Raw genomic sequence first — 16,847 nt, forward strand, 5'->3', positions numbered from 1 at the left:
AAAATTATTGGATGATAAAGTCAGTGAAAAAGACATTTTTAATAAAGCCATCAATCAAAAACGAATTCAAATGGCTCTTAATTTCATCTTTAAGCTTGTTTTTACCTTTGTTAGTAACCACTTCTTCCACGCTTTTAGACGACAGAATCTCTATAATCGTGTCTTTAATCGCTGTGTCCTTAACCTTGACTTCATTCAAAAGCTTTTCATTACTCAATTCTAACGAAATAGAAGCCTTAAGGTAGCGTCTGCCATTTTGAGAGACCAAATTCACCGCAAAAGGCGCATCAATCGCATACAAAGGCCCAAGCACCAAATATTGCTGGATATTAGAACCTTCTTTAGCCTCTTGATTTTTGTTCGCCATAGGATTAGCTTGAACTTCTTGGGTGTTTTTAGAAGCGTTTTCTTTAGATTCTTCCTTATTCCCCATAAGCAGCATGATAATCACCCCCACCAATAAAAGCATCACTAACACGCTTCCAATAATGACAAATAAAAGGGCTTTGCTTTTTTTTTGAGGTTGTTGCGCGGTATTTTCTTGTTCTTCTGCCATGCCTATTCCTATTGAAAATAAGTTAAAGTGGTTTTCCCAAATTTTTTCTGTTTGATTATAGCTAAAGTTGTAAGACTTTTAGGCATTTCATGCAGGCTTTCATGCTCAAAAACCACCAAAAGATTTTTTGAATGAGAGCGGTTTAATAACCTTTCTAAAGCGTGAAAACATTTTTCATAAATCCCTAAAAACCCGCTCGTTTCAAAAGGAGGATCCAAATAAATAATATTCAAAACGCCATTTTTTAAACACAGCGTGGGTAAAAGCTTGAAAGCGTCATCTAAAAAGGTTTGAATTTCAATTTCCTTTTTCAGGCGGTTTTTAAAAAGGGAAATGTTTTCTAAAAGCGTGGCATAAGCGTTTTTATTTTGCTCAAAAAACACCGCGCTTTTAGCCCCCCTACTCAAAGCCTCCAAACCCATAGAAGCGCTGCCTGAAAACACTTCTATAAAATGCGCTCCACTGATTTCTGCTTGCAAGGTGTTAAAAAACGACTCTCTTACGATCGCTTTAGTGGGGCGCGTGCTAGAAATGTTAGGCAAATTCAAGCCCAATCCCTTACAAGCCCCCCCAATAACCTTAAATTTTTTTACTGGCTGATGATTTGGCATAATTTTTGGGTGTATTCTTCTAATAATTGCTGAATCTTTTGCTCTTTAGAAATTTTCATTTCTTCGCAAGGTTTTTCGCTCGTCTTTAAAGCGCGATAAAAATTTTTTACATCTTCTTTCACGCTCTGTTTAGTGAAAGGCTTTCTTAAACGCTCTTCTATAAAGCATAGGGGCTTATTAATCTCTAGCGTTTCATCATCGCTTAAAACAAAATCGCAAACTTCCATAGGAGAAAGGCAACCGCTCAAATAAAATTCCAAACTCCTTTGGATCAACAAAGACTTGCAAGAAAGAAAAATTTTCAAAAAACCCCTTTTATCCCATCAATAGAGTTAAATTGTTTCAAATTATAGCAATTCTTTCTTTTAAGCGCCAATACTAAATAAATTCAAAAAGTGTTTCATTTTGTAAAAAAGAAAAAAAGAATGTTAAAAATAAAGCTCAAATAACATCGTTTTTTTTTTTTTTTGTATAATGCTCGGCGAAGGTAAGAGCGAAAGGCGTATTATATTCCTTCCTTCTTTACTATAACTTAGCATTTTAATCAACTTTTTCATTAAAATGTCCTGACGCTCTTACCTTGATTTGAGAAAGCAAGTTAGCCTCTCTCAACTTTTCACACAAACTGATCTTGAAAGCGTAGTGTTTAATAGTATAATACTTAATATTTAATATCCTAAAAATCCACGATACCAATCCCCCCTTTAAAAAGACGCAAACTCTTTATTATTTAGGTTGTAAAAATGCTTTTAATTTACATTTTTTTCACCAACTCTAACGCTTTGAAACGCTCCCCCAAACCCCCAGGGCTAATTAGGGGCTTGATTTTAGCCGCTTCTTTTAAATACCTTTCATAACCCACGCTCTTTGAAAATGTTTCTAACAATCCCATAAGCCCCATATCCAATAAAGCGTTAGCCTGCGATTTAAAGAATGAAAATTGCGCGTGGTGTTTCTCAAACAAAAAGCGCACCAAAGAAAAATTGACATCATAAGTCAAATCGCTTTGCTGATACAAAGAAGCCAGATGGTTTAAAATATCCTTAAAATCTAATACTTGGTGGTTTTTAAAAGCCCTTAAATGCATGTCTTTTCTCTCTATTTTATCGCCATAATCAAAGCTCAAAAACACCCAAGAAGGAGCCTCATTTAATTTCTCTAACAAATCCTTAATAAAAGCCTCTAAAAATAACGGCGCACACCCTTGTTTTAAATTCAAATTTTTAAGAAGTTCTTTAGTGGGTTCATCAATACCACCCCAAACGCCCTGATGATCATGGGTGATAAAAAGCATTTTGTTATCTTTAATGATCTCGCAAGCGAACGCGTCAAACAATTCATTAGAGACAACAAACGCGCTTTCATGCCCCTTGAAATCTAGATCTTTCAGATCGCAGATCATCAGTTCCAATTGCGTGGCTTGTTTGAAAATAGTTCGTTGGAGTTTTTGCAATTCCTTTAAAGGCTCGCAGCTGACAAACTCGCATTGTTCCATTACGCCCACGCTCAAAGCGTTTAAAAAACTGGCTATATCGCTCAAAAAATGCCCATGATGAGAGCCAATTTCTACAATTTTTAAAGGCAAAAATAATTTTTCTTCTTCTAAAAGCTTAATGATATAAAACGCCATAGCACCTCCAAAAAACTTACTCAAAGACACCGAAGTGTAAAAATCCCCTTTTGGACCGATTAGCGCCTTTCTGTAATACCCCTTTTCTCCATAAAGCCACTCTTGCATGTAATTCCCAAACGAACGCACGATTTTCCTTTCATTCAAACTCATCTCAACCAACAATAAGAGAAGCGCTATTCTAGTCAAAATCGCCTTATTTTTGCGCTATGATATTCAATAATAAAGACTTTTTAAGCTAGTTTAGTAGGGAGTTAGTAGTGTGGAAATTTTAAGGCGAGAATGCGGGGCGGTGGAAGAAAACGCTTATATTGTGAAGCTTTCTAGTGGGATAGATTTTATCATCGATCCCGGATTTTCTAGCAGCGAATGGGTGTTAGAAAACGCCAAAAACCCTAAGGCGATTTTAATCACGCATGGGCATTATGATCATGTATGGGATAGCGCTCAATTGTCAAAACTCCTTAAAGACACCCCCATTTACGCCCCCAAAGACGATGTGTTCATGCTAGAAAATGATATTTTCCATTTAGGCATGCCGGTTTTTAGCCCCAATTTCAGCGTGCCTTGCAATAAGGGTTGCACCACTTTAGAGATAGAAAACACCACCATTAAATATTGGCATTTTCCTGGGCATACGCCCGGTTGCTCTATCATAGAAATAGAAGGGGTGATTTTTAGCGGGGATTTTATTTTTTATCGCAGCATTGGCCGTTATGATTTCCCTTATTCTAATGAAAAAGACATGAAAGAGTCCCTGTTAAGGTTTCAAAATTTAGACTTCCCTAAAGACATAGAGATTTATCCAGGGCATGGGGATAAGACAAGTTTTTTTGCTGAAAGAGAGCATTCTAAAATTTGGGTTTCAAGGATGGCTTAATTGTTAAGCCGGCTAGAAAAAGAGCGTTATTTGCGCCATATCATGCTAGAAGATGTGGGCGAAGAAGGTCAGTTGAAGCTTTTAAAATCTAGCGTTTTAGTCGTTGGAGCTGGGGGTCTTAGATCAGCGGTTTTGATGTATTTGTGCACTGCTGGGATAGGAAAAATCGGTATTGTAGATTTTGATGTGGTAGATATGAGTAATTTGCAACGCCAAATCATCCATTCACAGGATTTTTTAAACCAATCTAAAGCCTCTAGCGCGAAAGCGTGCTTAAAACAACTCAATGCTGGTATTGAAATAGAGATTTTTGAAGAACGCTTTAAGGCTCATAACGCTCTTTCTCTCATAGAACCTTACGATTTTATCATAGACGCTACAGACAATTTCAACGCTAAGTTTTTGATTAATGATGCTTGCGTGTTAGCCCAAAAACCCTATTCGCATGCCGGGGTTTTAAAATACAGGGGGCAAAGCATGAGCGTTTTACCCCATAGCACATGCTTAGCGTGTGTTTTTGATAAGCCTCCTAAAAAGGGATTAAATCCTATTTCAGGGCTTTTTGGGGTCTTACCCGGAGTTTTAGGGTGTATCCAAGCGAGCGAATGCCTTAAATATTTTTTAGGGTTTGAAACTTTACTTATAAATACTTTACTTATAGCCGATATTAAAACGATGGATTTTAAAAAATTCAAGCACCCAAAAACCCTGAATGTAGGGTTTGTGGCACGCATAAAATCACGCATTTACAAGATTATGAAATTTTAGATTAAGGGGTAAGTTTTGGATTTATCAACCATACTAGGCTTGGTATTGGCGGTCGCTTCTATTTCGCTGGGCGATATTTTAGAAGATGGTAACCCGTTGCACATTATCCATTTGAGTTCAGTCATCATCATCGTGCCCACTTCGCTTTTTGCCGCTATGACAGGCACGCATGCTCGTTATGTGAAAGCCGCTTACAAAGAGATAAAAATTGTTTTTTTAAACCCTAAAATCAATTTGAACGAAACCATTAAAAATTTAGTGGAATTAGCCACTTTAGCCAGAAAAGATGGGGTATTGAGTTTGGAGGGACGAGTGGCGCAAATTGAAGACGACTTCACCCGTAATGGCTTGTCTATGATCATAGACGGCAAGGATCTCAAATCCGTTAAGGAAAGCTTAGAAATTAGCATTGAAGAAATGGAAGAGTATTACCACGGCGCCGCTCATTATTGGGAAACAGCCGGCGAGACCGCTCCGACTATGGGGTTAGTGGGGGCGGTTATGGGGCTTATGCTAGCCTTGCAAAAATTAGACAACCCGGCTGAAATGGCAGCAGGGATCGCTGGGGCTTTTACGGCTACTGTTACAGGGATTATGTGTGCTTATGCGATTTTTGGCCCTTTTGGGCATAAGCTCAAGGCTAAGTCTAAAGACATTATCAAAGAAAAAACCGTTCTTTTAGAGGGGATTTTAGGCATCGCTAATGGGGAAAACCCAAGGGATTTAGAAAACAAACTCTTAAACTACATCGCTCCCGGTGAGCCTAAAAAATCCCAATTTGAGGGCTAAAGATGGCTAAGAAAAACAAACCCACCGAATGCCCCGCCGGCGAAAAATGGGCGGTTCCTTATGCGGACTTTTTGTCGTTGTTGCTCGCGCTTTTTATCGCTCTTTATGCCATTTCAGCGGTCAATAAATCCAAAGTGGAAGCCTTAAAAACCGAATTTATTAAGATTTTTAATTACGCTCCCAAGCCAGAGGCGATGCAGCCGGTTGTAGTGATCCCGCCTGATTCAGGGAAAGAAGAAGAGCAAATGGCGAGCGAAAGCTCCAAACCGGCTTCGCAAAATACCGAAACAAAAGCCACTATCGCTCGCAAAGGCGAGGGCAGTGTTTTAGAGCAAATTGATCAAGGCTCTATTTTGAAACTCCCCTCTAATTTGTTGTTTGAAAACACTACTTCAGATACTATCAATCAAGACATGATGCTTTATATTGAACGGATCGCTAAAATCATTCAAAAACTCCCTAAAAGGGTGCATATTAATGTGAGAGGTTTTACAGACAACACGCCTTTAACTAAAACCCGTTTTAAAAGCCATTATGAATTAGCCGCCAATCGCGCTTATAGGGTGATGAAAGTCCTTATACAATACGGCGTGGATCCTAACCAATTGTCTTTTTCTTCTTACGGCTCCACAAACCCTATCGCGCCTAATGACTCCTTAGAAAACAGAATGAAAAACAATCGTGTGGAAATCTTTTTTTCAACCGATGCGAACGATTTGAGTAAGATTCATTCTATTTTAGACAATGAGTTCAATCCCCACCAAGAATGAGCCATGAATAAATTTTTTCTCTTCATCTTTCTCTTTTTAGCGAGCCTTATTGCCAGAGAAAAGGACGCTTCTTCAAACCTTTTTGATTTGATTGATAAGGGGATCAACAGAGAACGAGAACTAAAAGAGCAGGAGCAAAAAACACGCTTAAAACTGGCTCAAAGCCCTTTAGTGGCTTTAGAGATTGTCCCCCAAGAAACGCCCTATTTAGAATGGCAAGGGGCTAGGGAGTCGTATTATTTAAAGGTGAGCGCTGTAGTAGAGAGCGTGGTTATCTTAAAAATTGACATCAATCAAGGGCGTTCTTGCTCGCTCTACCCCACGCCTAAAAGCGTTTCTTTAGTGAGGAATCAAAGCGTAGCCTATGAAATTTTATGCGAAAACCAACCGCTATGGATAGAAGTGAGCACCAATTTAGGCAAACGCACCTTCCAGTTTTGATTTTTTCACCCGTTTTATAAACATTTGGTGCTATAGTTGTTGGCATGAATAAAAATTTTTGGTATAGAATGATAAAAACAGGTAACATGAAAAAGTATTATAAGCCCACTCATTAAGCGCTACAATACCCCATGCAAAAACTAAATAAAACCCCTTTATTAGAATAAGTTTAGTTATAATACCGATTATGGGCGTTTTTAAACATTTGATCAAAGAATTGTATGAATGGTTTCTCCATTCTGTAGATGTAATCACACAGCATTTAGTTGCCATAGTGCTAAAAATAAGCGTGGTAAAATATTTGATCAAAGAATTTCATGATCGCTTCATTTATTTTATAGACTTACTCGCACAGCATTTTATCATCGTTGCACTCTCTAGCTTTCTTGTGCTGGTGTTTGGGGTTTTGATTGGGGTTTTTGTGTTTTACAACTCAAAGGCTAGGGCGTTCTTGCTCCCTATAGTGAATTTCCTCTACACCATCCCATCGCTTGCGTTGTTCGCCTTATTCATTCCTTTAATTGGGGTGGGGTTAAAAAACGCGCTTTTAGTGTTGGTCTTATACGGCTTATTACCCATTGTCCATAGCACTTATAACGCTTTAAAAGAAGTAAGAGAAGAGGTGATTAAGGCCGCTATCGGGCTAGGGTGCAACCCAAAAGAGTTGTTTTTTAGGGTGCGATTCTTGCTCGCTATCCCCCAAATTTTAGTGGGCTTAAGGATTGCGGTGGTGATGCTAGTAGCGATGGCTGGGATTGGGGCGCTCATTGGGGCTGGGGGCTTAGGGCAGGCGATTTTTAGAGGGCTAAACACGCAAAATACCCCGCTTTTAGTAGCGGGTAGTTTGATCATCGCTCTTTTTAGTGTTTTAGCGGATCAATTTGTGAGCGTCTTTCAGCATGAAAACGCCTTGCAACGCCTATTTTCTCAAAACGCCACCCAAAAACAAAAAAGAAGAGTTTATACTAATTTGGCGGTGTTTCTTTTTTTATTGCTAGCGAGCGCTTTATGGCTCATTCCTAGAAACGCCATAGAAGAAAAGCCCTTAGTCGTGGCCACAAAACCTAACAGCGAGCAGTATATTTTGGGCGAAATTTTAAGCCTTTTGTTAGAAAAACACCATATTCCTATCAAGCGAGCGTTTGGCATTGGTGGGGGGACGATGAATATCCATCCGGCATTAATTAGGGGTGATTTTGATTTGTATGTGGAATATACCGGCACCGCTTGGGTGAATACGCTCAAAAACCCTTTGACTCAAAAAGTGGATTTTGAAACGATTAAAAAGCGTTATGAGAAGGAATTTAATCTTTTATGGGTGGGGCTTTTGGGCTTTAATAACACCTATTCCTTAGCGATTTCTAAAGAAGACGCTCAAAAATACGCTATTGAAACTTTCAGCGATTTAGCCTTTCATAGCCCAAATTTTGATTTTGGAGCGGAGTTTGACTTTTTTGAAAGAGAGGACGCTTTTAAAGGCTTAGTGAAAGCCTATCGCTTCCATTTTAGAAGTTTGCATGAAATGGATATTAATTTGCGCTATAAAAGTTTTGAATCCCATAAAATCAACGCTTTAGATGTCTTCACTACAGACGCTCAAATCAAAGAGCTGGATTTAAAGGTGCTTAAGGATGATAAAGGGTTTTTCCCCAATTATCAGGCCGGTATTGTTATGAGAAAAGAAATGGTAAAAAAGTATCCGGAAGCGTTAAAAATCTTAGAAAAATTGGATTCAAAATTTAGCGATGAGGTGATGCAAGATTTAAACTATCAAGTGGAAGTGTTGAAAAAAAGCCCCCAAATAGTCGCTAAAGAGTTTTTAGAAAGCTTGGGGTTATAGCATGAAAGAAATCGTTACAATAGAGAATGTGTCTTTTAACTACCGCAATCGCGCTGTTTTTAAGGATTTTAATTTAAGCATTCAAGAAGGGGATTTTTTATGCGTTTTAGGGGAGAGCGGGAGCGGTAAAAGCACGCTTTTAGGCTTGATTTTAGGGCTTTTAAAACCCAGTCTGGGGAGTATTAAAATCTTTAATGAAACCCTTTCAAACAACGCTTTTTTACGCCAAAAAATAGGCTATATCGCTCAAGGCAATTCCTTATTCCCTCATTTAAACGCCATGCAAAACATGACTTTTTGCCTTATTTTACAAGGCATGGACAAACAAGCCGCTCAAAAAGAAGCCAAAGCCTTAGCGTTAAAAATGGGGTTAGAGGAGAGCCTTATGGATAAATTCCCTAACGAATTGAGTGGGGGGCAAGCCCAAAGAGTGGGCATTATTAGGGGGATTATCCACAGGCCAGAACTCATTTTATTAGACGAGCCTTTTAGCGCTTTAGATAGTTTTAATCGCAAGAATTTGCAAGATCTCATCAAAGAGATACACCAAAATTCTCACGCTACTTTCATTATGGTAACGCATGATGAAAGCGAGGCTCAAAGGTTAGCCACAAAAACCCTAGAAATCAAAGCCCTTAAATAAGAGCCGTGATTTTAAGGCTGATTTAAAAATTCTGGCGTGGTGTTGTTGGTGGGCGTTTGCATAGAAGAATTAGAGCTGTTTGAAGTTTTTTTAACGGGTTTTCCATTGAATGGGGGGGCTTTATAGCCGCAAGCTTGAATCGTTATGGCTACAAGCGTTAAAAAGCATGTTAAGATCAGTTTATGGAACAAAATATTTTCTCCTTACTCATTCAAAAAAAGTCTTATAAAAAGCTTGAAACTCTTTTGAAACTCAAAAAGCTTAAGGTTTTTATGCCTTTAAGTTTACAAGAAAATTTGCTTTTTATCTTCATAAAAGACTCTAAATTGCTTTTTGCGTTTAAAGATCTCTGGGCTTCTAAAGAATTTAACCAGCGATTCGCTAAAGAAATCAGCCATTTTTTAAACACGCAAGGGCATGCTTATGGGTTTGATGGGTTGAATGGGTTAGAAATTTTAGGTTATGTGCCTAAAGATTCCTTAGAAAAAGCCAATTTTTATGCCCCCATTAAAAAACAAGCCCGTTTTTTTCGCCCTAGCGCTTTAGGGTTGTTCCATAATCCCATTAAAGACGCTCGTTTGCATGAATGTTTTGAAAAAGTGCGCGCTTTGATCCGCTACCAACGAAGTTTTTTTGAGGAATGAATGGCTGATTTATTGTCCAGTTTGAAAAACCTTTCTCATAGCAGTGGCGTGTATCAATATTTTGATAAAAACCGCCAATTACTCTATATCGGTAAGGCGAAAAATTTAAAAAAGCGCATCAAAAGCTATTTTTCTATCCACAATAATGAAATCACGCCCAATCATCGCACCAGCTTACGAATCCAAATGATGGTCAAACAGATCGCTTTTTTAGAAACCATTTTAGTGGAAAACGAGCAAGACGCTTTGATTTTAGAAAATTCTTTAATCAAGCAGCTCAAACCCAAATACAACATTCTTTTAAGAGATGATAAAACTTACCCTTATATTTACATGGATTTTTCCACTGATTTCCCTATCCCTTTAATCACACGAAAAATTTTAAAACAGCCTGGCGTTAAATATTTTGGCCCTTTTACGAGCGGGGCTAAGGATATTTTAGACAGCTTGTATGAATTGCTCCCGTTAGTTCAAAAGAAAAATTGCATCAAAGATAAAAAGGCATGCATGTTTTATCAAATAGAGCGTTGTAAAGCCCCATGCGAGAATAAAATCACCAAAGAAGAGTATTCAAAAATCGCTAAAGAATGTTTAGAAATGATTGAAAATAAAGACAAACTCGTCAAAGAGCTTGAATTAAAAATGGAGCGCCTTTCTAATAACTTGCGTTTTGAAGAAGCTCTCATTTATAGGGACAGGATTGCAAAAATCCAAAAAATCGCCCCTTTCACTTGCATGGATTTAGCCAAACTCTATGATTTGGATATTTTTGCTTTTTATAGTGGGAGCAATAAGGCGGTATTAGTGAAAATGTTTATGCGTGGGGGTAAAATCATTTCTTCAGCGTTTGAAAAAATCCACTCTCTCAATGGGTTTGACACTGATGAAGCGATGAAACAAGCCATTATCAATCATTACCAATCGCATTTGCCTTTAATGCCAGAACAGATTTTATTGAACGCTTGCTCTAATGAAACGCTTAAAGAATTGCAAGATTTTATCTCTCACCAATACTCTAAAAAAATCGCTCTTAGCATTCCTAAAAAAGGCGATAAGCTCGCTTTAATAGAAATCGCTATGAAAAACGCTCAAGAGATTTTTAACCAAGAAAAAACCTCTAATGAAGATCTGATTTTAGAAGAAGCGCGATCGCTCTTTAAATTAGAGTGCATGCCTTATAGGGTGGAAATCTTTGATACAAGCCACCATGCCAACAGCCAATGCGTGGGGGGAATGGTCGTGTATGAAAATCATGCATTCCAAAAAGACGCTTATCGGCGTTATCATTTGAAAGGCTCTAATGAATACACTCAAATGAGCGAATTGCTCACCAGAAGGGCTTTAGATTTTGCTAAAGAGCCGCCGCCTAATTTGTGGGTGATCGATGGAGGGAGGGCGCAATTAAACATCGCTTTAGAAATCTTAAAAAGCAGCGGGAGTTTTGTAGAAGTGATCGCTATTTCTAAAGAAAAAAGGGATTCTAAAGCTTATCGCTCTAAAGGGGGCGCTAAAGACATTATCCACACCGCTAACGATACTTTTAAATTACTCCCTAGCGACAAGCGCTTGCAGTGGGTGCAAAAATTGCGCGATGAAAGCCACCGGTATGCGATAAACTTCCATAGATCCACTAAACTTAAAAACATGAAACAAATCGCTCTTTTAAAAGAAAAGGGCATAGGAGAAGCCAGCGTGAAAAAATTATTGGATTATTTTGGGAGCTTTGAAGCGATAGAAAAAGCGAACGAGCAGGAAAAAAACGCCGTTTTAAAAAAACGAATCTAAAGGAAAAAACATGAAAAAAAGATTGAATATAGGGCTTGTGGGTTTAGGGTGTGTGGGGAGTGCGGTCGCTAAAATCTTACAAGAAAATCAAGAAATCATTAAAGACAGAGCCGGTGTGGAAATCATGATTAAAAAAGCGGTGGTGCGAGATGTGAAAAAGCGCAAAGGCTATCCTTTTGAAATCAGTAATGATTTAGAAAGCCTGATAGAAGATGAAGAAATTGATATTGTCGTGGAGCTTATGGGTGGGGTGGAAGCGCCTTATCTTTTAGCTAAAAAAACTTTAGCCAAACAAAAAGCCTTCGTTACAGCCAATAAAGCCATGTTAGCGTATCACCGCTATGAATTAGAACAAATCGCTAAAAACACCCCCATAGGCTTTGAAGCGAGCGTGTGCGGGGGTATCCCTATTATCAAGGCTTTAAAAGACGGCTTGAGCGCTAATCACATCCTTTCTTTTAAAGGGATTTTAAACGGCACCAGCAATTACATTTTAAGCCAGATGTTTAAAAATCAAGCGAGCTTTAAGGACGCTTTGAAAGACGCCCAACATTTAGGCTACGCGGAATTGAATCCTGAATTTGACATTAAAGGCATTGATGCGGCGCACAAATTATTGATTTTAGCGTCTTTAGCCTATGGCATTGATGCGAAATTAGAAGAAATTTTAATTGAAGGCATTGAAAAAATAGAGCCAGACGACATGGAGTTTGCTAAAGAATTTGGTTATAGCATTAAACTTTTAGGCATCGCTAAAAAACACCAAGATTGCATTGAATTAAGAGTGCATCCAAGCATGATTAAAAATGAATGCATGCTCTCTAAAGTGGATGGGGTGATGAACGCTATAAGCGTTATAGGGGATAAGGTGGGCGAGACTTTGTATTATGGGGCTGGGGCTGGGGGAGAGCCTACCGCAAGCGCGGTCATTAGCGATATTATAGAAATCGCAAGGAAAAAAAGCTCTCTAATGCTAGGCTTTGAAACCCCTCAAAAACTCCCCCTAAAACCCAAAGAAGAAATCCAATGCGCCTATTATGCGCGTTTGTTGGTGAGCGATGAAAAAGGGGTTTTTTCTCAAATTAGCGCGATTTTAGCCCAAAATGATATTTCGCTCAACAATGTTTTACAAAAAGAAATCCCGCATTCCAACAAGGCTAAAATCTTATTTTCCACGCACACCACCAACGAAAAGTCTATGCTAAACGCCCTTAAAGAGCTTGAAAATCTAAAAAGCGTGCTAGACACCCCTAAAATGATCCGTTTGGAACATTGAATGCGCTTTTTGAATAACAAGCACAGGGCAAAGGGCTTGAAGGCTGAAGAAGAGGCCTGCGAATTTTTAAAAACGCTGGGTTTTGAAATGGTGGAGAGGAACTTTTTTTCAAAATTTGGCGAAATTGATATTATCGCTTTTAAAAAAGGGGTTTTGCATTTCATTGAAGTCAAAAGCGGGGAAAATTTTGATCCCATTTATGCGATCACGCCGAGCAAATTAAAAAAGATGATTAAAACGATCCGCTGTTATTTGTCCCAAAAAAATCCCAATAGCGATTTTTGCATTGACGCTCTTATTGTGAAAAATGGTAAATTTGAGCTTTTAGAAAATATCACTTTTTAGATTTTTATCCAAAACCAATGCGTTTTCATTAACATTCTTAAGCTAACATAATTCTCGTTAATCAAAATCATATATTTAGGAGTAACCAATGAGTCACTATATTGAATTAACTGAAGAAAATTTTGAAAGCACCATTAAAAAAGGGGTTGCGTTAGTGGATTTTTGGGCACCATGGTGTGGGCCTTGTAAGATGCTATCCCCTGTGATTGATGAATTAGCCAGCGAATATGAAGGTAAGGCTAAGATTTGTAAAGTCAATACCGATGAGCAAGAAGAATTGAGTGCGAAATTTGGTATTAGAAGCATTCCTACGCTTTTATTTGTGAAAGATGGCGAAGTCGTCCATCAGTTGGTGGGCGTGCAAACTAAAGTTGCTTTAAAAGAGCAATTAAACAAACTTCTAGGCTAGTAGCCATGATAGATTGTGCGATTATTGGAGGTGGTCCTGCAGGTTTGAGTGCGGGGCTTTATGCCACTAGAGGCGGTGTTAAAAACGCCGTTTTATTTGAAAAAGGAATGCCTGGGGGGCAAATCACTGGCAGTAGTGAGATTGAAAACTATCCGGGCGTTAAGGAAGTGGTGAGCGGGTTGGATTTCATGCAACCATGGCAGGAGCAATGCTTTCGCTTTGGCTTAAAGCATGAGATGACCGCTGTTCAAAGGGTTTCTAAAAAAGACTCTCATTTTGTTATTTTGGCAGAAGATGGCAAGACTTTTGAAGCTAAAAGCGTGATTATCGCTACCGGTGGTAGCCCTAAACGCACAGGCATCAAGGGCGAGTCAGAATATTGGGGTAAAGGCGTTAGCACTTGCGCGACATGCGATGGCTTCTTTTACAAAAATAAAGAAGTAGCGGTGCTTGGTGGAGGCGATACCGCCGTAGAAGAGGCGATTTATCTGGCCAACATCTGCAAAAAAGTCTATCTCATCCACAGAAGAGATGGTTTTAGGTGCGCGCCTATCACTTTAGAACATGCTAAAAACAATGATAAGATTGAGTTTTTAACCCCTTATGTGGTGGAAGAAATCAAGGGCGATGCTTCTGGCGTGTCTTCTTTAAGCATTAAAAACACAGCCACTAATGAAACAAGAGAATTGGTTGTGCCGGGGTTTTTTATTTTTGTGGGTTATGATGTGAATAACGCTGTGTTGAAACAAGAAGATAACTCCATGCTATGCAAATGCGATGAATACGGCTCTATTGTCGTGGATTTTTCCATGAAAACGGATGTTCAAGGCTTGTTTGCCGCAGGAGATATTCGCATTTTTGCCCCTAAGCAAGTGGTTTGCGCTGCAAGCGATGGTGCTACGGCAGCCTTAAGCGTGATTTCTTATTTAGAACACCATTAAATCAAGCTTATAGCCCTAGATTTTAGGGTTATGAGTTCTTACTTCAAACATTCATTGGATCTTTTAAAGCTTTTTTGTAGCCGTGATGCGATTTTATTCGCAAAGTTTTATTGTAAAACAGAGCCTAAAAACGATATACTCTATTAAAAATTATGAGAGTTTAAGCTTTGCGTGTTTTTATCATTTCTTTGAATCAAAAAGTGTGCGATCAATTTGGTTTAGTTTTTAGAGATACCACAACTTTACTCCGTAATATCAATGCCACCCACCACAAGGCACAAATTTTTGATGCGATTTATTCTAAAACTTTTGAAGGCGAGTTGCATCCCTTAGTTAAAAAGCATTTACACCCTTATTTCATCACGCAAAACATCAAAGACATGGGGATTACAACCAACCTAATCAGTAGGGTTTCTAAGTTTTATTACGCTTTAAAATACTATGCGAAGTTTATGAGCTTGGGGGAGCTTGGGTGTTATGCGAGCCATTATTCCTTGTGGGAAAAATGCATAGAGTTAAATGAGCCCATTTGTATTTTAGAAGACGATATAACCTTGAAAGAGGATTTTAAAGAGGGATTGGATTTTTTAGAAAAACACATCCAAGAACTAGGCTATGTGCGTTTGATGCATTTGTTGTATGATGCCAGTGTAAGAAGTGAGTCATTGAGCCACAAAAACCACGAGATACAAGAGCGTGTAGGAATCATTAAAGCTTATAGTCATGGGGTGGGGACGCAAGGCTATGTGATCACGCCCAAGATTGCCAAAGTTTTTAAAAAATGCAGCCAAAAATGGGTTGTTCCTGTGGATACGATAATGGACGCTACTTTTATCCATGGCGTGAAAAATCTGGTGTTACAACCTTTTGTGATCGCTGATGATGAGCAAATCTCTACGATAGCGCGAAAAGAAGAACCTTATAGCCCTAAAATCGCCTTAATGAGAAAACTCCATTTTAAATATTTAAAATATTGGCAGTTTGTATAGCTAAAAAATACTAAAGAGCGTTTTCAAAGCGTTAATTGTCCCTATTTGATTAGAACAAAACTTAATCGCCTTTTTAAGAATGGATTAAAATTTCAAATGGATTTTAAAAGGGTTTTAACCCCTTTTAGCTCCTATGCGCAATCCAAATAAAGACACATCAAGAGAATAGGAAGTGCATTAGAAAATTATTTTCTAATTTTCTAATGCTTTAAGATTAAGATTTTTTAGGATTGGCTTCGGTTACCCTAATCGTTCTGCCCATAAAATCCGTATTATCCAATTTAGCAATCGCTTCGCTAACGCCCTCTTCTTGCATTTCCACAAAGCCAAAACCTTTAGGTTTCTTCGTTTCTCTGTCATAAATCAGCTTGACATTAAAAACTTTGCCAAATTGACTGAAAAGCTCCTTGACTTGCTCGCTGGTAGCACTATAAACCAAATTCCCCACATAAATGTTTTTCAAGATAAAATTCTCCGGTAAAAAAATGACAACATACCCATAAGAATATGAAAAAGTTATAAAAAAGTAACACTTCTAAAACCCAAACACATCCAAAACAGAAGTATGGTAGATTTTATCTAATGATTGCTTAAAAAATTATAAAAGCTATTAAAATTGGGTATTGATAATAAAATAGAACTTACACGAGCAAGCGGTAATTTTAAAAAGCACAAAGGATAAGGGGAGCATGGTTTCAAAACCACCCCCTAGCCTTTTAAAAACTTTACCATAAAACAAAGTTTTAAAAAACAATATTAAAGCCAAACAAGAATGTTTTGCTTAATGCCCTTCATCGGTTAAAACAGCCCCTGCCAAATACACATAAGTGAGAATCATAAAAACAAAAGCTTGTAAAATCCCCATAAAAAACAAGACCATAAAGGGCGCTACAGGAACAGCCCAAGGCACTAATAAAAGCATGATGAGCAAGAACATGTCATCGCCCTTGATATTCCCAAACAAGCGAAACGATAAAGACACGATCCTAGAAAAATGCGAGATGATCTCAATAGGGAACATGAAAGGGGCAAGCCATTTCACAGGGCCTGCAAAATGAGCGAAATACTTAAAAAAGCCCTGTGCTCTAATGCCTTCAAAATGGTAGTAAAAAAACACAATCAGCGCTAAAACCAGCGTAAAACTCCAACTAGCCGTAGGGGATTCAAAACCAGGAATGATGCCTATCATGTTAGAAAAAAAGACATACAAAGCGATCGTGCCTGCTAGTGGGAAGTATTTGCGGGCTAATTCTTCGCCTATAATATCCTTAGCCACGCTCAAAATCGCGCTAATAACGCTCTCATACACATTCTGCAAGCCCATAGGCACCATTTGCATTTTGCGCGATGCACCAAGCGAGATTAAAAACATCAAAACCGCTGTCAAAACAACAAAAAACCCGGTGATAAAATCATGATTGGAGCTAAAAAAATTAGCAATAGTAAATACTCTGTGTTCCATGAAAAAGTTTCTCTAAGCCTTATTGAAAATTTCCTTAATTGTAGCAATTAAGTTTTAAAAACTCATTA

At 38.3% G+C, this 16,847-nt stretch carries 20 protein-coding genes and 1 pseudogene; 14 read left to right on the forward strand and 7 right to left on the reverse strand.

Going from position 1 to position 16,847, the window contains the following annotated elements:
* Nucleotides 1-4 precede the first annotated feature (4 nt).
* The 4 genes from fliL to FIM44_RS06330 all read right to left on the reverse strand — a co-directional run bounded on the left by fliL (nucleotide 5) and on the right by FIM44_RS06330 (nucleotide 2,950).
* Complete coding sequence (fliL, locus tag FIM44_RS06310) at nucleotides 5-556, reverse strand: flagellar basal body-associated protein FliL (RefSeq protein ID WP_000797032.1); 552 nt, start codon at nucleotides 554-556, stop codon at nucleotides 5-7.
* An 8-nt stretch (nucleotides 557-564) separates the two neighbouring features.
* Nucleotides 565-1,167: a 16S rRNA (guanine(966)-N(2))-methyltransferase RsmD gene (rsmD, locus tag FIM44_RS06315; RefSeq protein ID WP_140579452.1), complete on the reverse strand. Its 603-nt coding sequence runs from the start codon at nucleotides 1,165-1,167 to the stop codon at nucleotides 565-567.
* Entirely contained in the window at nucleotides 1,146-1,472 is a 327-nt protein-coding gene (locus FIM44_RS06320; protein WP_140579453.1) for a dihydroneopterin aldolase, read from the reverse strand. Before FIM44_RS06320 ends, rsmD begins: the two co-directional genes overlap by 22 nt.
* Before the next feature lie 449 nt (nucleotides 1,473-1,921).
* The gene (locus tag FIM44_RS06330; RefSeq protein ID WP_194148712.1) at nucleotides 1,922-2,950 is read right to left on the reverse strand and encodes an SAM-dependent methyltransferase; all 1,029 of its coding nucleotides are present in this window, start codon (nucleotides 2,948-2,950) and stop codon (nucleotides 1,922-1,924) included.
* A gap of 109 nt (nucleotides 2,951-3,059) precedes the next feature.
* On the opposite strand from FIM44_RS06330, the gene FIM44_RS06335 reads away from it, so the two are divergent.
* From FIM44_RS06335 to egtV, 7 genes and pseudogenes are all read left to right on the forward strand, one after another.
* Nucleotides 3,060-3,677, forward strand: coding sequence for an MBL fold metallo-hydrolase (locus FIM44_RS06335; RefSeq protein ID WP_021306430.1), 618 nt, complete (start codon nucleotides 3,060-3,062; stop codon nucleotides 3,675-3,677).
* Nucleotides 3,678-4,450 (forward strand): annotated as a pseudogene (locus FIM44_RS06340) (HesA/MoeB/ThiF family protein). It begins immediately after the preceding gene.
* Between the two features lie 10 nt (nucleotides 4,451-4,460).
* Nucleotides 4,461-5,234, forward strand: coding sequence for a flagellar motor stator protein MotA (gene motA, locus FIM44_RS06345; protein WP_000366184.1), 774 nt, complete (start codon nucleotides 4,461-4,463; stop codon nucleotides 5,232-5,234).
* A gap of 2 nt (nucleotides 5,235-5,236) precedes the next feature.
* A complete protein-coding gene (motB, locus tag FIM44_RS06350) occupies nucleotides 5,237-6,004 on the forward strand; it encodes a flagellar motor protein MotB (RefSeq protein ID WP_140579454.1) in 768 nt (255 codons plus the stop codon).
* A gap of 3 nt (nucleotides 6,005-6,007) precedes the next feature.
* On the forward strand, nucleotides 6,008-6,445 hold the full coding sequence (locus tag FIM44_RS06355; protein ID WP_140579455.1) for a hypothetical protein: 438 nt from the start codon (nucleotides 6,008-6,010) through the stop codon (nucleotides 6,443-6,445).
* 187 nt (nucleotides 6,446-6,632) lie between these two features.
* Entirely contained in the window at nucleotides 6,633-8,285 is a 1,653-nt protein-coding gene (egtU, locus tag FIM44_RS06360; RefSeq protein WP_524541229.1) for an ergothioneine transport permease/ergothioneine binding protein EgtU, read from the forward strand.
* Nucleotide 8,286: 1 nt separating this feature from the next.
* The gene (gene egtV, locus FIM44_RS06365) at nucleotides 8,287-8,928 is read left to right on the forward strand and encodes an ergothioneine transport ATP-binding protein EgtV (protein ID WP_140579457.1); all 642 of its coding nucleotides are present in this window, start codon (nucleotides 8,287-8,289) and stop codon (nucleotides 8,926-8,928) included.
* Between the two features lie 11 nt (nucleotides 8,929-8,939).
* On the opposite strand, the gene FIM44_RS06370 is transcribed toward egtV, so the two are convergent.
* Nucleotides 8,940-9,119 carry a hypothetical protein gene (locus tag FIM44_RS06370; RefSeq protein ID WP_140579458.1) on the reverse strand — a complete coding sequence of 60 codons (180 nt, stop codon included), beginning with the start codon at nucleotides 9,117-9,119 and terminating at the stop codon, nucleotides 8,940-8,942.
* On the opposite strand from FIM44_RS06370, the gene FIM44_RS06375 reads away from it, so the two are divergent.
* The 7 genes from FIM44_RS06375 to FIM44_RS06405 all read left to right on the forward strand — a co-directional run bounded on the left by FIM44_RS06375 (nucleotide 9,111) and on the right by FIM44_RS06405 (nucleotide 15,317).
* Nucleotides 9,111-9,572: a hypothetical protein gene (locus FIM44_RS06375; protein WP_140579459.1), complete on the forward strand. Its 462-nt coding sequence runs from the start codon at nucleotides 9,111-9,113 to the stop codon at nucleotides 9,570-9,572. The genes FIM44_RS06370 and FIM44_RS06375 overlap by 9 nt on opposite strands.
* The gene (gene uvrC, locus FIM44_RS06380; RefSeq protein WP_140579460.1) at nucleotides 9,573-11,357 is read left to right on the forward strand and encodes an excinuclease ABC subunit UvrC; all 1,785 of its coding nucleotides are present in this window, start codon (nucleotides 9,573-9,575) and stop codon (nucleotides 11,355-11,357) included.
* Between the two features lie 10 nt (nucleotides 11,358-11,367).
* The gene (locus tag FIM44_RS06385; RefSeq protein WP_000746802.1) at nucleotides 11,368-12,633 is read left to right on the forward strand and encodes a homoserine dehydrogenase; all 1,266 of its coding nucleotides are present in this window, start codon (nucleotides 11,368-11,370) and stop codon (nucleotides 12,631-12,633) included.
* A complete protein-coding gene (locus tag FIM44_RS06390) occupies nucleotides 12,634-12,978 on the forward strand; it encodes a YraN family protein (RefSeq protein ID WP_120847080.1) in 345 nt (114 codons plus the stop codon). It abuts the gene before it with no gap.
* 88 nt (nucleotides 12,979-13,066) lie between these two features.
* Entirely contained in the window at nucleotides 13,067-13,387 is a 321-nt protein-coding gene (gene trxA / locus FIM44_RS06395) for a thioredoxin (protein ID WP_000020200.1), read from the forward strand.
* Between the two features lie 5 nt (nucleotides 13,388-13,392).
* A complete protein-coding gene (gene trxB, locus FIM44_RS06400; RefSeq protein ID WP_000564429.1) occupies nucleotides 13,393-14,328 on the forward strand; it encodes a thioredoxin-disulfide reductase in 936 nt (311 codons plus the stop codon).
* Between the two features lie 167 nt (nucleotides 14,329-14,495).
* The gene (locus tag FIM44_RS06405) at nucleotides 14,496-15,317 is read left to right on the forward strand and encodes a glycosyltransferase family 25 protein (protein ID WP_140579461.1); all 822 of its coding nucleotides are present in this window, start codon (nucleotides 14,496-14,498) and stop codon (nucleotides 15,315-15,317) included.
* A gap of 214 nt (nucleotides 15,318-15,531) precedes the next feature.
* On the opposite strand, the gene FIM44_RS06410 is transcribed toward FIM44_RS06405, so the two are convergent.
* Both FIM44_RS06410 and FIM44_RS06415 read right to left on the reverse strand, forming a co-directional pair.
* Nucleotides 15,532-15,780, reverse strand: coding sequence for an RNA-binding protein (locus FIM44_RS06410; RefSeq protein ID WP_000790557.1), 249 nt, complete (start codon nucleotides 15,778-15,780; stop codon nucleotides 15,532-15,534).
* A gap of 318 nt (nucleotides 15,781-16,098) precedes the next feature.
* Nucleotides 16,099-16,779, reverse strand: coding sequence for a F0F1 ATP synthase subunit A (locus FIM44_RS06415; protein ID WP_021300195.1), 681 nt, complete (start codon nucleotides 16,777-16,779; stop codon nucleotides 16,099-16,101).
* Between the last annotated feature and the right edge of the window lie 68 nt (nucleotides 16,780-16,847).

Source organism: Helicobacter pylori (assembly GCF_006440215.1).
In the GTDB taxonomy this organism is placed as follows: domain Bacteria; phylum Campylobacterota; class Campylobacteria; order Campylobacterales; family Helicobacteraceae; genus Helicobacter; species Helicobacter pylori_CS.

Bases quoted from the DNA above. Each gene is read 5' to 3' on its own strand.
- FIM44_RS06390 (WP_120847080.1), top strand. From the start codon at position 12,634: ATGCGCTTTTTGAATAACAAGCACAGGGCAAAGGGCTTGAAGGCTGAA.
- FIM44_RS06415 (WP_021300195.1), bottom strand. From the start codon at position 16,779: ATGGAACACAGAGTATTTACTATTGCTAATTTTTTTAGCTCCAATCAT.
- trxA (WP_000020200.1), top strand. From the start codon at position 13,067: ATGAGTCACTATATTGAATTAACTGAAGAAAATTTTGAAAGCACCATT.
- FIM44_RS06375 (WP_140579459.1), top strand. From the start codon at position 9,111: ATGGAACAAAATATTTTCTCCTTACTCATTCAAAAAAAGTCTTATAAA.
- uvrC (WP_140579460.1), top strand. From the start codon at position 9,573: ATGGCTGATTTATTGTCCAGTTTGAAAAACCTTTCTCATAGCAGTGGC.
- FIM44_RS06385 (WP_000746802.1), top strand. From the start codon at position 11,368: ATGAAAAAAAGATTGAATATAGGGCTTGTGGGTTTAGGGTGTGTGGGG.
- fliL (WP_000797032.1), bottom strand. From the start codon at position 556: ATGGCAGAAGAACAAGAAAATACCGCGCAACAACCTCAAAAAAAAAGC.
- FIM44_RS06330 (WP_194148712.1), bottom strand. From the start codon at position 2,950: ATGAGTTTGAATGAAAGGAAAATCGTGCGTTCGTTTGGGAATTACATG.
- FIM44_RS06355 (WP_140579455.1), top strand. From the start codon at position 6,008: ATGAATAAATTTTTTCTCTTCATCTTTCTCTTTTTAGCGAGCCTTATT.
- rsmD (WP_140579452.1), bottom strand. From the start codon at position 1,167: ATGCCAAATCATCAGCCAGTAAAAAAATTTAAGGTTATTGGGGGGGCT.
- egtU (WP_524541229.1), top strand. From the start codon at position 6,633: ATGGGCGTTTTTAAACATTTGATCAAAGAATTGTATGAATGGTTTCTC.
- trxB (WP_000564429.1), top strand. From the start codon at position 13,393: ATGATAGATTGTGCGATTATTGGAGGTGGTCCTGCAGGTTTGAGTGCG.
- motB (WP_140579454.1), top strand. From the start codon at position 5,237: ATGGCTAAGAAAAACAAACCCACCGAATGCCCCGCCGGCGAAAAATGG.
- egtV (WP_140579457.1), top strand. From the start codon at position 8,287: ATGAAAGAAATCGTTACAATAGAGAATGTGTCTTTTAACTACCGCAAT.